This window comes from Geomonas propionica (assembly GCF_016458235.1).
Lineage (GTDB): Bacteria > Desulfobacterota > Desulfuromonadia > Geobacterales > Geobacteraceae > Geomonas > Geomonas propionica.
The window spans coordinates 1-16,523 of record NZ_JAEMHK010000016.1 but is presented as its reverse complement, the minus strand read 5'-3'; the positions used below and the strand labels follow the sequence as shown (position 1 = coordinate 16,523).

Below are 16,523 nucleotides of genomic sequence, written 5' to 3'. Positions count from 1 at the left end.
CCTTCGAGGCAACAGATTCTCGTTTCTGAGATTTATCTGGCTTGGTACCTTTCAATGCTGATCTGTCTGACTTCGCATCCTCCAACAGTTTCTGCAGACATTCTTGAGCACCAGCTATCTTTGTCCACGAAGCTCCGCACGCGCCCTCACGTTCCCCACTTTGCAAAAGGGGGGACAGGGGGGATTTGTCTTGCCTTACCCCCCCCCAACCCATCCGATCCCTAAAGCATCCGCAGATTTATCCGATACGTGCACAATGGCCTTTTAGTGTAGGCCGCCCCTTTGTCGCACGCAATTCGGAGCCACCCTTGTCGATCGACGATCAGCCACTCTACAACAGCAAGATCATCAGCATCTTCGTAAGCCTCCTGCAGAAGAAATATCCGCACGTCGACGTGCCGGAACTGCTGCGCTACGCCGAAATCAAGACCTACGAGGTGAACGACGAGGGGCACTGGCTCACCCAGCGCCAGGTGGACCGCTTCCACACCCGGATGACGCAGATGGTGGGGGCGGACATCTCCCGGGAAGGGGGACGCTACGCTGCGTCCGCAGCCGCTCACGGCATGATGATGAAGTACACGCTGGGGCTGATCGGCCCGGCCAACACGCTGCTGGCCATCGGCAAGTGTTCCCGGAACTTCAGCCGGTCCGGGACCTACACGGCGGCAAAGCTGGCCGACAACAGGGTGGAGATCACCTTCACGCCGCAGGAGGGGAGCGAGGAACAGCCCTACCAGTGCGAAAACCGCATGGGCATGTTCGAGGCGGTGGTGATGCTGTTCAACTACCATCCCCCCCAGATTGAGCACAGCGACTGCATCTTCCAGGGGGGCGAGAGCTGCCGCTACATCATCTCCTGGAAGAAGACCTGGTACGCCACGGTGCGCAGCCTCAGGAACCGGCTGGTCCCGATCGCCCTCATCGCCTACGCGTTGTGCTACCACTTTGGGCTGGTGGGCCACCCGGTACCGATTCTCACCGCCCTTGCCTTCTTCGCCCTGGGGAGTTCCTACCTGGCACAGCGGATGGAAACGCGGGAGATCGTTACCGCGCTGGCCCAGGTGGAGGAATCGACCCAGCAGATAGTCGCGCAGATGGGCGTCAACTACAACAACGCCCGCATGGTCAACGAGGTCGGGCAGGCGCTCAGCAAGCAGAGCGGGATCAACGAGGTGCTGAGAAACGTCACCAAGGTGATCGAGAAGCGGCTCGGTTACGACCGCTGCGTCATCATGCTCGCCGATGCCAGGAAGTCACGCCTGACATTCAGCACCGGCTACGGTTATACCGTGGCGCAACGGGACGCGCTGCTCAACGCCTCCTTCGACCTCACCGCCCCTGACACCCAGGGCGTCTTCGTTACCTGCTTTCGCGATAATCAGAGCAGGTTCGTGAGCGACTTCGCCGAGGTGGCGCACCTGCACACGCCGCAGAGCATCGACTTCTCCCGGGAACTGGAGGCGCGCTCCTTCATCTGTTGCCCCATCGCCTGCGACGGCGAGGTACTGGGGGTTCTGGCGGTGGACAACAAGAAATCGCAGCGCCCGCTGATGCAGAGCGACCTGAGCCTGCTGGCCGGCATCGCCCCCGTCATCGGCATGAGCCTGCGCAACGCCATCCACCTGGAGCGCGAGCGGCGCATGTCCGAGCAGATCCGGCAATCCCAGAAGATGGAATCGGTCGGCGTCCTGGCCGGGGGCATCGCCCATGACTTCAATAACCTGCTCACCGGCATGATGGGATTCGTGGCGCTGGCCCAGATGAAGCTGAAAAGGGACGACCCGGCCCAGGAGTACCTGGAACAGGTGCTGAGCGCGGCCGAGCGGGCCGCGTCGCTGACCCAGGGGCTGCTCGCCTTCAGCAGGAAGCAGGTCAACCATCCCGAGCCGATCAACCTGAACCAGATAGTGGACAACCTGCGTAAACTCCTGAGCCGGTTGGTCCCCTCGAAGATCCAGCTGCAGTTCGAGATCTGCAGCGAAAAACTCCCCGTGGTGGCCGACTCGACCCAGATCGACCAAGTCCTCGCCAACCTGGTCAACAACGCCCGCGACGCCATGCCCGACGGCGGCGAGATCACCATCAGTACCGGCTCCATCGAGATTAACGACGAGTGGATTGACGCGCGCGGCTACGGCAGGCTGGGGTCTTTCGCCGTGGTCTCGGTGACCGACACCGGCACCGGCATCGACGAGGCGACCAAGGCCCACGTGCTGGAACCGTTCTTCACCACCAAGGAAGTCGGCAAGGGAAGCGGCCTGGGGCTCGCGATAGTCTACGGCATCGTCAAGCAGCATGACGGCTACGTCGAGATCGACAGCACCCCGGGCGTCGGCACCACCCTGAATGTCTACCTCCCGCTCCGCACCGGCCCCGCTGCGGCAGGGGGTGCCGAGTTGAGCCCCGCCGACCCGCAGGCGCAGGGAGGCGGCACTTTCAGCCGTCCAGAAAACCGACCCATTTCACCCTGAGCGTCGCCACGCCGAACTCCTCCTCGACCATCCCCTTGAGCAGATAGGGGCGGCGCTGCGAGAGTTTGCGGCAAAAGCGCGCATAGACGTCCGGGAAAAAGGTGGCGTCGAAGATCGCCGTCACATCCTCGAAAGAAACGAATTCCATCGGTCGGCCGCGCTTGTCCTCCACCATCTTGGTGGTGATCCACCATCCCACCATGGTCACCCACTGACCCGAATGCTTGATCAGCTCCGACGCCCTGATGGGCCGGTGCCTTTGCCACTGGGCCTTGTACAGGGCGAGCGGGTGCCGCGAAGCGAGGAAGCCGAGCGCCTCCGCCTCCTGCCTCAACACCGTGCCCGCATCGTAGGGGGGCGGTGTCGGGAGCTCGGTCTTCTGCTCGAAGAGAAGCGCCGTCGACTGCTGCTGAAAATGGAGCAGCTCCCACAAGAGCGCCGGTCGCCTCTGCTCCCCCTCCAGGACGTCGAAACATCCCGCCTTCACCAGCCGCTCCGCGTCCGCCCGCTGCACGTCAGCCCGGCGCAGGAAGTCCCGAAACGAGGTGAATTTTCCCCGCTCGCGGCGCTCCTTGAGGAGGCGCTGCGTCCCCTCCCGGGTGAGCCCGTCGATCTGCATCAGCCCGATGCGCAGCGATTTGTCGAAGCCGGTGTAGTGGTGGTCGCTCTCGTTCACGTCCGGCGGCAGGATGGTGAGCCCGAGCCGTCGCCCCTCAGAGATGTAGGCGAAGGGGGAGTAGTACCCTCCCTGGTTGGAGATCACTGCCGCGATGAACTGGGCGGGGTGGTTTGCCTTCATGTAGGCTGCCTTGGCGCTCAAAAGGGCGTAGCTCGCCGAGTGCGGCTTGCAGAAGGAGTAACCGGCGAAGGAGAGGATCTGGTCCCAGATCGCGTCCAGCACTGCCCCGGTGACGCCGCGCTCCTGCCCCCCCGCCATGAACTTGGCGCGGAAGTCCTCCAGACGCTTGCCTCGGTGCTTCTTGGTGATCACCTTCCTGAGCTGGTCCCCTTCGCTCGCCGAGAAGCCGGGCAGTTCCATGGCGATCTGGGTGATCTGCTCCTGGTAGATGGCGATCCCCAGCGTCTCCCCCAGGACCGGCTCCAGGAGCGGGTGCAGGTGCGCCCATTTTTTCCCCTGCATACGGGCGATGTATTCCTGGATGAAGCTGTTCGCCGCCGGGCGGATGATCGAGGAGGCCTGCACCAGCACCTCGAAGAGGTCGATGGCGAAGGTCTCCGGGGGCGCAGTGGGGCTCCAGATCTTTCTCAAGAGCAGGCGCACCGACGGGGATTCGAGGTAAAAGCAGCCCATGGTGAGACCGCGGCGCATCAGGCTCTGCGTCCTTTCGTCCTCCAGCGGGCGCCAGCTCGCGTAGTCGATCTCTATCCCCTTTTGCTCCTTCACCGCCGCCATCGCGTCGCGGATCACGGCCAGCGATCGATTGCCCAGGATGTCGATCTTCACCAGCCCCGCGTCCTCGGCCTGGTCCTTTTCCCACTGGATCAGCGGTAGCCCCTTGTGCGAAATCTCCACCGGGACGTACCTGCGGATCTCGTCCGGGACGATGACCAAGCCGCCGCAATGCAGCGAGAGGTGGCGCAACTGGCCGTTTAGGTGGCGCGCCGTGGCGACAATCTCCTGCCAGTCCGGCGAGAGCGTCTCCCCTTGGAACAGCGGGTGCCCCGCCATCGCCGCTGCACTTTGTTCCGCGCGCCAGAACCCCGAGATGCGCTCCGTCATCTCCTTGATTTCGAAGTCGGGCAGGCCGTACACCTTGGCCACCTCGCGCAGGGCCGATCTCCCCTTGAAGCCCACCTGGTTCGCCACCATCGCCGCGCGGCTCGCGCCATAGCGGGCGAAGGCGAAGTCGAGGATCGCGTCGCGCTCGTCCCAGGGGAAGTCGACGTCGATGTCGGGCGGGTCGCTGCGCCCCTCGTTCAGGAAGCGTTCGAAGAAGAGGTTGTGGCGGATGGGATCGACGTGGGTGATGCCGAGGCAGTAGGCGACCAGGGACGCCGCGGCGCTCCCCCGGCCGCAGGTGCGCTGGGACTGCTTGGTGATTTCCTCCACCACCAGGAAGTAGTGGGCGAACCCCTTGTCGCGGATGATGGCGAGTTCCTTTTGCAGGCGCGCCTCCACGTTGGGACCGATGGAGCCGTAGCGCCAGAGGGCCCCCTCGCGAGCGCGGCGGTTCAGCGTGGTGAAGGCGTCGTCGTTGCCCAGTCCGCGGAAGGCGGGAAAGATGGTGCGGGAGAAGTCCCACTCCCTGCGGCACATTTCAGCTATGCGCCGCGAGTTCTCCAGCGCCTCCGGGCAGTGCGGGAAGAACTTCGCCATCTTGGCCGCCCCGTAGAGCGCATCCGACTCCGAAGCCGTCTGCTCCGGCGTCAGCCGGGACAATTTCGTGTTGAGGTCGATCGCACGCAGCACCCGGTGCAAATGGAAGTCGCTTATATCCCCCCCTAAAGGGGACTGTTTGGGAGGGGACTGGCTCCGCCAGGTGCCAGTCCCCTTTGTCGTGATGTCGGCAGTATTGGAGTGAGGGGCGCAGGAACGAGGGGGACAGGCACCTGCGGAGCCAGTCCCCAGGCGCAGGAGTGCTCGCGACGTCGCCACCGCTGGCAGCTTCAGTTCCCGCGACGTCGCCAGCGCCCGGTGCATGTCGTGTCCCGGCGACAGCTCCACGAAAAGCCCGTCCGCCGAGACCCGCTTCAATGCGGAGAGCAGGCGCCGGTCGTCGCTCAAGACGATGATGCCGTGCCGGTAGCGGGTGAGCGCGTGGCAGAGGTCGAACGACTTGTCGCAGTGCAGGTCCGAGAGGAGCCGCGAGATGTTGGCGTACCCTTCCTGGTCGGCCGCCAGGAGCACCGCGCGGTTTTGCTGCGTCACCGCCTCTGTGCCGATGATAGGTGAGATCCCCGCCTCGCGCGCCGCATCGAGGAAGCGCGGCACCGCGTAGAGCCCGTTGCGGTCGGTGAGGGCAAGGGTATCGAACCCCAGCCGCACCGCCTCCGCGCAAAGCGCCTCCGGCGACAGCACCCCCCAGTTGGGGGAGAGAGAAGAATGTACATGGAGATGGACGAACATCAGGAAACCCAATTAACAGGGATAAAAGGGATGCAACGGATGAATGCATGTTCCCGCCCCCGGAGGGGGAGGGCCAGGGAGGGGGAAGATTGGAGCCGGCCGTTAGCTGCTAACCAGAAGCCTGGTTTATGCCGTTATCCCTTTTATCCCCTTTATCCCTGTTAAATGCCTTAGTTTTTAGTCACCGTCATATACTTATTCTGCTCCGGATCCCACTCCGGCGGCGTTTCGCTGGCGAGGGTGACTTCCCGGCGCGCCGCCAGCCCCTTGCCCCAGCGCACCGCGTTCCGCCCATGCTTCTCCCTGAGCAGATCCAGCGTTTCCTGCAAGTCGGTCTCCTTCCGTGACACCTGCGCCGGCGTGACCGCGAAGAGATCCATCTGCCCCGCATCCTCCGCCACCTGATCGCAACTGAGCCTCAAGCCCTTGACCCGCTGACGCCGCTTGCAGGTGGTGAAAAACAGCTCCTCCACGGCCGCCAGCAGCGGCAGGTCCAGTGAGGTCGGCACCGGCAACACCTTCTTCCCCTGCTGCGCGACCCCGTCCGCGTACATAACCGAGAGCGTGATCTTGCGCGCCCCCTTGCGCAGCCGCCGTAACCTCAGCCCGCACCCCTCCACGAGCCGCAGCAGCTCCGAAAGCAAGATGGCGTCGTCGTTCTCCTCCTGCTCCAAGAGTCCTTCCTCGACGATCTCCGTCGACATGCGCAGCGGCTGTACCGGAGAACGGTCGATGCCGCAGGCCCGGTCATGCAACAACGGCGCGAAGGGACCCACGGCCAGCCGCAGTTGCGGCACCGAGAGCGCAGCGATCTCCTGCACCAGTTTCAGGTTGAGATCGCGGAAGAGGAGCGTCTGCCGCGACTCGCCCACGCCAGGCAGCACCGACACCGGGAAGGGAGCCAGGAAAGGACGTTCGGCGCCATGGAAGACGTCGTACACACCCGGCTCCCGCATGGTGTCCGCCGCGACCCGCGACACCAGCTTGTTGCCGCCCGCGCCGGCCATCGCCTCCAGCCCCAACTCCACCGCTATCGATTTCTCCAGGCGCGCCGCCACGTCCCGCGCCGGCCCGAAGAGCCTTCGCGACGCGGTGACGTCCAGGAAAACCCGTCCGGCTCCCGGCTCGACCACGGGCGTGAATTCCGCCGAGAGCTCCATGAGCGCTTGGTTGCCCTTGGCCGCCAGGTGCAGGTCAGGTGCGATGACGATGAGCGACGGACAGGACCTGCGCGCGTGGTAGATGGGCGTCCCGACGTGGACCCCCTCCGCCGCGGCCTCCGGGGAGATGCACTGCAGCAGCGCGCGCTCAGAGTTGAGCGGCGCCACCGCCACCGGGCGTCCGCGCAGGTGCGCGTGCACCACCCGCGCCAGCGCGATGGGGAAGGCCGGCACCGTTATGTGGAGGATTTCCCGGTCCACTTGCGATAAAACCTCATGGAGCCCACCAGCACTCCCCTGATATGAAACTCGTCTTTTTCTGTAACCGTGATGGGGCTCATCGCCGAGTTGGCCGGCAGCAGTTGGATCGTGTTCCCCTTGCGCAGGTACTTCTTGATGGTGATCGAGCCGTTCACCTCCGCGATCACCGTCTGGCCGTTCTCCGCGACCGACTGCGGGTGTACCGCCACGTAGTCGCCGTTCATGATTCCCATCTCCACCATCGAATCGCCGCGCACCTCGTAGACCACGTTCCCCGGACCCGCCATGGCGGAAGGGACCTCGATGGCGTCCGCCAGTTCGTAAGCGTGCACCGGTTTCCCCGCCGCCACGATCCCCACCAGCGGCAGTTCCAGGAAGCTTATGCTTCCCCCCTGCGGAAAAGTCCCCGCTGCGAGCCCGACTGCCGCAAGCGTCCCCCCCTCAGCCAAGGTGGGTGTCGTAAGCATCGCTCCCTCAGCAAAGTTGGGAGAGGTAACCGTGTCTCCTTTAGCAAGTGAATGTGCCGCAACCGTCCCCCCCTTTGCAAAGGGGGGACAGGGGGGATTTGCCGTCAGTTGCAACCCCCTCTTCGCATTCGCCTGCCGCGCCAAGTACCCATGCCGTTCCAGCACCCGCAAGTAATGCTGCACCGTCCCGAGCGACTCAAACCCGCACCCCTGTGCGATCTCCGACTGCGAAGGCTGGTACCCGTGCTCATCCACGAACCCCAGGATGAAATCAAGAACCCTCTTCTGTTTAGGCGTCATCCCCACCTCCATCCCATCGTTCCTTACCCGCACCGGTAGCATCGCTTCTGCTGATGGTGCCGAATCAGGAAAGCGAGAATACTCGTAAGTTTCTCGTAAGTCAAGGGCGGGCGAAAGTGAAGCACAACATTGATGGGTAAAATCTCCAAGTAGATCCCACGGGATACAAGTGGATCAGAATGGGGACCGGCAGATGTCGGAAGTTCACATTAGGTGAGGATGAGAGTGGGATGTTCCTGGAGAGAATCCTCTGGTTAGTGATTTGGCGTCTTTTGCAGGTTTTTTGGCGTTATGTGCATATTATCGCCAGAGGCAAGTTGCTATACTGGTTTTACCTCGGGGTAAGCATTTTAGGTTTCCACTAAGCGACAAAGGAGTACGTTATGACAAATTCAGTTGCTCTCATTACCGGTGGTGCTACTGGCATCGGCAAAGCCACCGCCAAAAAACTCGCCAGCAAAGGTGTATCAGTTGTGATCAGCGGCCGTCGCCAGGAGTTGGGGAGGGACGCCGTCAAGGAAATCGAGGCGGTCGCCACAAACGGAGCTCAAGTGCGCTTCATCCAGAATGACATCACCGATGAAGGAGCCGTAAAGGAGCTAATTGCCCAGATCGTCGCTGAGTTCGGTCGTCTCGATATGGCAGTGAACAATGCGGGCCTGTACAACGAAGCGGCTACTATTGACAAGTCAAACACAAAGAACTTCCAGGACATGCTTGAAGTGAATGTCCTTGGGGTTTACTACAGTATGAAGTACGAAATCGAGCAGATGAGGAAGCAAGGCTCGGGCGCCATCGTAAATCTGGCTTCAATCGCTGGCTTAAACGGCATCCCACAAACGGGAACCTACGTGAGCACGAAGCACGCTGTGGTAGGCCTGACCAAAGCCTCGGCCATTGATCATGCCGCTGAGGGGATCCGCATCAATGCAGTGGCGCCTGGCGCCATCAGGACCGACATAATAGCGGCGCAAATCGACGCGGATGAGCAAGGGCTTGCAATGATGCACCCAATCAAGCGCATCGGCAAGCCGGAAGAAATCGCCAATGGTATCGCGTGGCTGCTGTCGGATGAGGCAAGTTTTGTGATTGGCCACATCCTGAATATCGATGGCGGGTATCAGGCGCAATGATGCCCGCTAACCGCTCCCTGGACAAAATAAAGATTCCTACAGCATTCTGGGAAGGATTGCGACGTGTGGGAATTGCGCCTGCGAACCTGATAGGCTCTGCACAGATTCCTGTGAGTGCCATTCAAGACGGTGCATCTGTCTCGACAGCGCAGTTCTTTGCCATGTGGCGAACTCTGGTGGACATCAGCAACGACCCCGCAATCGGTCTTCGCTTAGCAATCGGGTTGGAATGTGCCGTTATGCCCCCATCCTTCCTCGCGGCTTATTACGCGCGGAACTTCCGTGACGCCTTGCAGCGCGTGGCACGATTCAAACGCCTATGTGCCCCGGAAGAGATAGTCATCAATGAGCGCGAGGAGCGCTGTGATATAGCGGTGAAATGGGCGCACGCCGAGGGCTTGGCCGCACCTCCTGCACTGATAGACGCGACCTTCGCCTCCATACTTGAGCTGGGGCGAAAGGGAACGGCTGCGCCGCTCGTCCCCTTTTCGGTGGAGTTGGCACGTCCCGAAAGCGCAAGAGACTTCTACGAACAATATTACGGCTGTCGCGTCCGTTTCGGTGCGGAGGCCAACCTTCTGAGCTTCCACCCCGCCGACCTCGAAAAACCCTTTGCGAGCTACAACGCTGAACTACTCGACATCCTGATCCCCGAATTGGATCGAAGGCTAGAGCAGCAGTCGCACCGGGCCACGCTAGCCGAGCAGATCAAATGGGTTCTGCGTCGGAGACTGACCGCGGGCCGTCCCGATATCCGCTCTGTTGCGACCGAACTGGCCATGAGCGAGCGTTCATTACAGCGCAAGCTGACCGAGGAGGGGTTGACCTTTCAAGGGCTCCTCGGCGAAACCCGCCATCAGCTTGCTCTTGAATATCTGGCAGACGAAACGCTCACCAGCATAGAAGTGGCTTACATGCTGGGCTACGACGATCAGAACTCCTTTTTTCGCTCATTCCGCCTCTGGGAAAACCAGACTCCTTCGGCCTGGCGTGCCCAACAACGCCACCAGGCCCGGCTTCAGCCTGACACACCGAGTTGACGCTGATTTCTGTCCTTGACGCCAACTGCCTTTGCAGGTGGCCACCACCCTTTACCTATTTAAAGGAGCATCAAATGGCAAAAGTTTGGTTCGTTACCGGTAGTTCCCGCGGCCTCGGCCGCAAGATCGCTGAAACCGCTTTAGACGCAGGAGACTCGGTAGTTGCCACCGCACGCAAGGTGGAAGACCTTTCCGCATTGGTCGACAAGCATGCAGATCGAGTGCTGCCGCTCGCTCTTGACGTCACCGACATCGACGCGGTACACCGTGCCGTAAAGATCGGACACGAGCGCTTCGGTCAGTATGATGTCGTCGTAAATAACGCGGGCTACGGGAACACTGCTGCCGTTGAAGACATGACTATCGAAGATTTTCGTGCCCAGGTGGATACCAACTTTTTCGGTGTCGTCTATGTAACGAAGGCGATGATACCGATCCTGCGCGAACAGGGCAGCGGCCATATTTTCCAGGTCTCCTCCATTGGTGGGCGTATCGGTTCGGTCGGGTTAAGTGCTTACCAAAGCGCCAAGTGGGCCGTTGGTGGTTTTTCGACCAGCGTTGCGCAGGAGGTCGCGCCCTTTGGTGTAAAAGTCACCATTCTTGAGCCGGGGGGCATGCGGACGGATTGGGCCGGAGCTTCGATGTCCATCCCTCCCATCAGCGCACCGTACCAGCAGACCGTTGGCCTCTTTGCCCAAATGCTGCGGGATTTGACCGGGAACGAAGTCTCTGATCCGGTCAAAGTCGCCCAGGTCATCCTGGACATTGCTAACCGTCCGGATGCACCTCTTCATCTGTTGCTAGGAACAGATGCGGTGCAATACGCAGGGGCTGCGGCTAAAGCGCTGGCCGAGTCGGATGCCCTGTGGCGTGACCTCAGCGTTTCGGTGGCTGTTGACTAACAGGGCTGAGGAGTAGGGATAGGTTTACCCGTGAATGATGGCTCGCGAAATCACAGGCCATCATTCATGGGTGGAGAGGAGAGGCCATGAGGGTACTGGTATTCGGTGCGACAGGAATGGTTGGACAAGGGGTGCTTCGGGAGTGCCTTGCTGCTCCGGATGTCAGCCAGGTCATGGTGGTCGGGCGCACGTCCGTGGAGCAGGTGCATCCCAAGCTGCAGGAGTTACTGCTGGCCGATTTGATGACCTTACACCAGCACGAAAAAGAACTCCAGGGATTCGACGCGTGCTTCTTCTGCTTAGGGGGCAGCTCCTCCGGGATGAGCGAAGAGGCATACCGACGCCTGACCTACGATCTTACTTTGGACGTGGCTTCCCTGCTGGCGCGCCTTACCCCCTCGATGACCTTTGTCTATGTCTCAGGTGCAGGCGCTGACCGTTCCGAACGCGGCCCTAGCATGTGGGCGAGAGTTCGCGGACAAACGGAGAATGCCCTTTTTCGTCTTCCCTTCGCTCAGGTTTACTCAATTCGCCCTGCCATAATTCAGCCGCTTCACGGCATCCGCTCGAAGACGTTGTCATACCGAATGCTGTATCAGGTGCTTAGTCCATTGTTTCCATTGGTGCGCTGGCTCGCTCCGAGGATGGTACTAAGCACCGAACTAATGGGGCAAGCTATGCTTGAGTTGGCGCGCAAGGGAGCCGACATTCACGTGCTGGAAGCGCGGGACATTCATAGGATGGGAAAGCGTCAAGGCTGATGCAGGCAGCAAGTTTACACAGGTCGACACTACGCCTCAGTGTTCATTAGGTTGAGGTACTGCTATTTCCTCTTTCACTAACAATCCACCTGTGAGAGTACCTTCTGGTAATCTCATCTTCTCGTTTAAAGTTTCGGCTCCTCTTGTTGTCTATTCCAATTTTTTAGCGTCTTCTATGTCGTCAGGCAGAGGGGAGCATACGATGCTAACGAGCTGTTTTCTCTAAATGTGCTCTTGTATCCTGTTATGGCATTTACCATTGAACAACAGGTAAAGGGTGGTATAAATCCGTGGTTGATTAAAATAACCCAATGTTTTGGAGGTCGGTATGGACGGGAACACACTCATCATTATCGGATTAGGCGTTGTCGTAATTGTGCTGGCCATAGCTGTCTTCGCCCTGTTTCAAAAGCGGCAGACTGCGGGCCTGCGCGGGCGGTTCGGCTCTGAGTACGATCGTACCCTCAGGGAAACCGGGAGCCGCGCCCGAGCGGAGGCTGATCTGAGGCAGCGCGAAAAGCGCGTGGAGCGGCTGAACATCCGGCAGTTGAGCTCCGAGGATGCCACGCGTTTCAAGGAGTCCTGGGCGAGGGTTCAGACCCGATTCGTCGACGACCCTAAGGGGGCGGTCACCGAGGCGGATCAACTGCTCGGGGAGGTCATGGTGAAGCGTGGCTATCCAGTTGGGGATTTCGAACAGCGCGCGGCGGATATTTCGGTCGAACATCCGCGGGTGGTTGAGCATTACCGGGCCGGTCACGAGATCGCCCTGCGGCACGCGAAGGGGCAGGCCACGACGGAAGATTTACGGCAGGCGATGATCCATTACCGCACCCTGTTCACCGAGCTGGTCGGTGAACAAGAGACCCCGAGTGTGGTGTTGCGCAAAGAGGTATAGACAACGGAGGATAAAAATGGACGACAAGCTTATCAAAAAGGACGAAAGAGCGCGTGAGGGGCTTACTACCGCGGATTTGGCCGGGCGCACGGACGCAGGCGGCCCGGGCAACGTTCAGGTGACAGGGGGGCAGGACGTCTCCGGCGAAGAACAGCTGCAACTGCTGTCCGTCAACGAAGCCAACAATCTGCGCCGTCGCTGGGACGAGATTCAGGTGGGATTTGTGGACGAGCCCCGTCGTTGCGTGGAGCAGGCGGACAACCTGGTAGCGGATACGATGAAGCGGCTGGCTGAGACCTTCGCCGATGAGCGGGCGAAACTCGAGGCCCAGTGGGATCGTGGCGGCGACGTTTCCACCGAGGACCTCAGGCTGGCTCTGCGCCGCTACCGTTCCTTTTTCAACCGACTCCTCTCCATTTGATGGCGGCACGGTCTGTCATCAATGTCCGCGTTCCGTTGCGTCTCTTGATCCTCACTAAAATGGCTGCCGGTACGCTCTCCGGCAGCCCTCTTCCCAAGCGGTTTACGTGATATGGTGATCGTCCTGGGATAAAACCAGCACGGTCGTCGTAAAGTCGGAAAGTATAAGCAAAATCGCAAACCCTTCCTGAAAAATCCCGAAACGCTCCTGCAAAATCCTAAAACACTCCTGCAAAATCCGGAAACGCACTCGTAAAGTACGAAAACGAATTCGCAAAACATGAAAACGCACTCGTAACATACGAAATCACGATGACGAAGTGCGAAAACACGATGACGAAATGCGAAAACGGGATGCCAAAATACGAAAACGTAACCACAAAATAACAAAATGTGATCGCCGATCACAAATGGGGGGCGAACCTCGATCCGATTGATCACTTCGCCTTTGACTTGTATGCGGGATCTCTATATATTGCGATCGATTTGTGGTGGCAAATGAAAGGCTTTATAGGTGGTGCATCTTCTACGTAAAGGGAAGGGAAAAGAGGATGGCCAGTTTTCTGGCCATCCACCCAAATGGCACAAATTCCAAGCAGCACAGTATGTGATATCAGTGTCTTACGCCAGTAAGCTTGTTGGCATAATCAATATATATGCGGTGATGTGGGAGGATGGTGGCAATTTCCCACTAATAAGTTGTTGGCTCAGAGCAAGGAATGTAATGAGAATGATTAACGCCATCATAATTGGTGCAGTTGTGATGTTTAACTTAGGGGTTGGGTTTAAACTCGCTGAAATTGTAAACATCATTAGACTACATGGTTACTCTTATAACGAGCTTTTTCCCTTGTGTTTTACGATAATCCTGCTTCTTGTTCTGTGTTACAAAACAACATATAAAGGTGGTGATTATCAGCTACTATCAGCGAAATTTTGGCTTGTTGTGCTAGCTACTTATATGGTCCCTCTTTTGCTCGGAGTTCTGTTTTGGATTCTCTAAAAGATATGCCAATTAGATGTACACAGCAGGGTCTCGCGGAGTGGCTGAACGAACGATGCCACGCTCTGAAGTTGGCGTAAGGTCCCCCTGCTAAAAAGAAAAACGGTAGGGCTAGGCATTGATAAACTGACATCTTAGAACGGACGTGTCCCAACCAAGCGGGTGGACCAGGTCTCCGCGGCTCATGATTGCTGGTGAAAGCTGGTAGGAGCCAGGCGCTCCGCCGGTCACCTCGCGCCGTTGGACCAGGTAAAAATATGGAAAGAGGATGGAAGAAGACTCTTTTGTGGGTTGGCGCCGTAGTCGTGGTTGCTCTCGTGGTGGTCAAAATAATCGATGTCCAGAGACGACCCAAGCAGGTGGCCTCTATCTTAAATATTCCCTCGCTCCCAACTTCAGTACGAGTGGTTGACTGCAAAGATGAACCTATTCCGACTGATGTAGTGGTTGGGTGCTCAATTGAAATGGATCCCAGAGATCTCCCAAACCTGCTCAGGGGATACAAGTTCACAGAAACAGCGGTAAATGAAACAAGTCATACTGCAATTCTCACCAAAGTAGGTCCGGAATTTCCTGTTACCTCTGAATTCGTTGTGGAACCCAAGGAATTTAAGAACGGTGGACACGTAAAGGTATGCACCGACCGAGAGCGAAAACGGGCTGTAATTGATTTATACATCGAATAGGCATCCAACCAGAGCGGGTGGAGACGGACTTCGCGGGTTTGGAATGCAGGTGTCTGCTTGAGAAAGCCAAGCCGCTCCGCCGCTCACCCTTAGGTGTTGTACAAAGGAAGAATGATGTTCCAAATCAAATCAACAGAGACTGATGGTTTGCCGGAGTTCTTTGACTTTGAGGGGGACTCTTTCAAAGTTTCTGTTCGTTCGAAATCGCACTCAGCACTTCGAGAAGTATACGGATACCCAGACGCCGAAGGAATTGCCCAAATCTTCCGAGAAGCCGCGAACCAATGGCGCGGCTGGAGTGGTACGAAGATGTGGGAGTCTCTCGAGGGAGAATTTAAAATCGAATTAAAGGCAGACAAGACGGGCCATGTAACTATCTACATAAATATCAATCATGATGGCGGAAACACGGAACCGTGGAGATTGAAAAGCTGCCTCCTGATTGAGGCTGGTCAGCTCGAAGCGATTGCCAAAAGAGCAACAGAGTTCTTCAAAGCTTGACCCGAACTGTACAACCACATCCTTAGACGCGGACGGCTAACGCCGCCGGGCAAGGACATCCCCGTTGGTGGATAAAATGAAATGTAAATGCAAAGAACTCCCTGATGTCTTTTATCTCGAAGAAGGTCCGAAAGGTTTTGAGCAGCATCTCCATCAGGAAGAAATGGCGAACTGGAAAAGGCTCTACTCCTGTCATTCTTGCGGGACGCTTTGGGCAATTGATGAATGGGACAAGTATACGTGGCAAGTTGTCAGCCGCGTGAAGGAACGAGCGAAATGGACCGGGGAAGAGCTAATTCAAGAAAGAAAACAACTTCTTCTGAGTAGCAGAGGCGGTGAGACGGAAGAGGAGTGCATGTGGATGGGGTGTAAAGGAAAGGCAGTGAAGGGAGTTGCCTACTGCATCAATCACCTCTGGAATACTGGCGCACGAAAATAGGCAGCACCAGTTAGTTGAGGGGACGTAGGTAACTTATGTAACTTAAATGTTGATGCGACTTCCGCCGTTGGGAAGGTGAAAAATGATTCCAAAAAATGAACAAGTCTGTGCGATTTTGAATGCAAGAGAGTGGGAGTTAGCACGAAAATACTTCGACGGAAACCTATCTGCGCTCGAAGCGGCATTAACAGTAACATGCCAGGACCTGAAGGATTACATAGAGGAGCATGGGTTTCCAACAGGTTGGTGGCACTTCGCTGAGGGAACTCAAGATGGTCTTTACCTTGTCGAAAAAAATGGAATGTGGATAGTGTATATCCAGGAACGCGGGAGGATTGACTACGAGTACCCCGAAAAATTCAATACTAAGGAAGAAGGTATTGACTACGTACTCGACAATATTTACTTGAAGCGGAGATAAATTCTGAATCCGTGAATCAGTAGAAGCGGGAACAACTCTTGAAAGCGGACTTCTCCTAAGTATGGGATTCCTAACCACAAAATACGACCGGTCAAGCCGGTCAATTCCGGAACCGTTGTGTGACAAAAGAGAGAAAAAAGTGAGATTACCCTTCGCTTTTGCTTTCCTCGCCTTGACCTTCGTCGCCTCCGTCGCTTCTGGAACAGAGTGGAGGACCGTGGAAAAGGTAAGTTACGACTGGCGTGGCGACAAAATCCAATACAATTTCGTGCTTAGGGCACCTGCTGATTATGATGCCGGTGGTGACTACACACAGTTACAGATAATGCGGGAAGGGAAACTCGTTCTTGAAGTCAATGATAACGACGGACTAGCAAAGCTTGCTGATGCCTTAACCGCTGAAAACAAGAAGCTTAAGAAAAAGAATATTCTGAAGTCAAAACATCTCCTGATGATTTCTTCCCTAAAAGGAAAATCTAAGCACCCCCTCCTTTGACCTGTCTTCGCAATAGAGGACACGTTAAAAACCCTTATGCTGCCATCTTAAACTCCTGCTGTTCGAACTCTTC

The 16,523-nt window shown here is 57.8% G+C and carries 15 protein-coding genes; 12 read left to right on the top strand and 3 right to left on the bottom strand.

All coding sequences use genetic code 11. The annotated features are described in order from the left end of the window. Positions 1-308: 308 nt before the first annotated feature. Entirely contained in the window at positions 309-2,474 is a 2,166-nt protein-coding gene (locus tag JFN90_RS18315) for a sensor histidine kinase (protein WP_215906865.1), read from the top strand. On the opposite strand, the gene JFN90_RS18310 is transcribed toward JFN90_RS18315, so the two are convergent. The 3 genes from JFN90_RS18310 to JFN90_RS18300 form a co-directional block, all read right to left on the bottom strand. Further along, positions 2,440-5,562, bottom strand: a complete 3,123-nt coding sequence (locus JFN90_RS18310) for a DNA polymerase III subunit alpha (protein WP_199396564.1) — start codon at positions 5,560-5,562, stop codon at positions 2,440-2,442. The genes JFN90_RS18315 and JFN90_RS18310 overlap by 35 nt on opposite strands. A gap of 170 nt (positions 5,563-5,732) precedes the next feature. Continuing rightward, positions 5,733-6,983 carry a DNA polymerase Y family protein gene (locus JFN90_RS22560; RefSeq protein WP_199396563.1) on the bottom strand — a complete coding sequence of 417 codons (1,251 nt, stop codon included), beginning with the start codon at positions 6,981-6,983 and terminating at the stop codon, positions 5,733-5,735. Next, the gene (locus JFN90_RS18300) at positions 6,959-7,750 is read right to left on the bottom strand and encodes a LexA family protein (protein ID WP_199396562.1); all 792 of its coding nucleotides are present in this window, start codon (positions 7,748-7,750) and stop codon (positions 6,959-6,961) included. Before JFN90_RS18300 ends, JFN90_RS22560 begins: the two co-directional genes overlap by 25 nt. A gap of 383 nt (positions 7,751-8,133) precedes the next feature. Here JFN90_RS18300 and JFN90_RS18295 point away from each other — a divergent pair, with 383 nt between their 5' ends. The 11 genes from JFN90_RS18295 (at position 8,134) to JFN90_RS18245 (ending at position 16,450) form a co-directional block, all read left to right on the top strand. Continuing rightward, on the top strand, positions 8,134-8,883 hold the full coding sequence (locus tag JFN90_RS18295) for an SDR family NAD(P)-dependent oxidoreductase (protein ID WP_185244103.1): 750 nt from the start codon (positions 8,134-8,136) through the stop codon (positions 8,881-8,883). Beyond that, a complete protein-coding gene (locus JFN90_RS18290; protein ID WP_199396561.1) occupies positions 8,883-9,923 on the top strand; it encodes an AraC family transcriptional regulator in 1,041 nt (346 codons plus the stop codon). Before JFN90_RS18295 ends, JFN90_RS18290 begins: the two co-directional genes overlap by 1 nt. Positions 9,924-9,997: 74 nt before the next feature. Then, positions 9,998-10,825, top strand: a complete 828-nt coding sequence (locus tag JFN90_RS18285; RefSeq protein WP_199396560.1) for an SDR family NAD(P)-dependent oxidoreductase — start codon at positions 9,998-10,000, stop codon at positions 10,823-10,825. A gap of 86 nt (positions 10,826-10,911) precedes the next feature. Next, positions 10,912-11,586, top strand: coding sequence for an NAD(P)H-binding protein (locus tag JFN90_RS18280; RefSeq protein WP_199396559.1), 675 nt, complete (start codon positions 10,912-10,914; stop codon positions 11,584-11,586). A 328-nt stretch (positions 11,587-11,914) separates the two neighbouring features. Further along, positions 11,915-12,484 (top strand): hypothetical protein, encoded by a 570-nt coding sequence (locus JFN90_RS18275; protein WP_199396558.1) that lies wholly within the window; start codon positions 11,915-11,917, stop codon positions 12,482-12,484. A 16-nt stretch (positions 12,485-12,500) separates the two neighbouring features. Continuing rightward, complete coding sequence (locus JFN90_RS18270; RefSeq protein ID WP_199396557.1) at positions 12,501-12,905, top strand: hypothetical protein; 405 nt, start codon at positions 12,501-12,503, stop codon at positions 12,903-12,905. A gap of 1,259 nt (positions 12,906-14,164) precedes the next feature. After that, the gene (locus JFN90_RS18265) at positions 14,165-14,593 is read left to right on the top strand and encodes a hypothetical protein (RefSeq protein WP_199396556.1); all 429 of its coding nucleotides are present in this window, start codon (positions 14,165-14,167) and stop codon (positions 14,591-14,593) included. A gap of 114 nt (positions 14,594-14,707) precedes the next feature. Beyond that, positions 14,708-15,094, top strand: coding sequence for a DUF6228 family protein (locus JFN90_RS18260; protein WP_199396555.1), 387 nt, complete (start codon positions 14,708-14,710; stop codon positions 15,092-15,094). Positions 15,095-15,161: 67 nt separating this feature from the next. Then, a complete protein-coding gene (locus JFN90_RS18255) occupies positions 15,162-15,533 on the top strand; it encodes a hypothetical protein (RefSeq protein ID WP_199396554.1) in 372 nt (123 codons plus the stop codon). 82 nt (positions 15,534-15,615) lie between these two features. Continuing rightward, on the top strand, positions 15,616-15,954 hold the full coding sequence (locus JFN90_RS18250) for a hypothetical protein (protein ID WP_199396553.1): 339 nt from the start codon (positions 15,616-15,618) through the stop codon (positions 15,952-15,954). A 217-nt stretch (positions 15,955-16,171) separates the two neighbouring features. Then, a complete protein-coding gene (locus JFN90_RS18245) occupies positions 16,172-16,450 on the top strand; it encodes a hypothetical protein (protein WP_199396552.1) in 279 nt (92 codons plus the stop codon). Positions 16,451-16,523 lie beyond the last annotated feature (73 nt).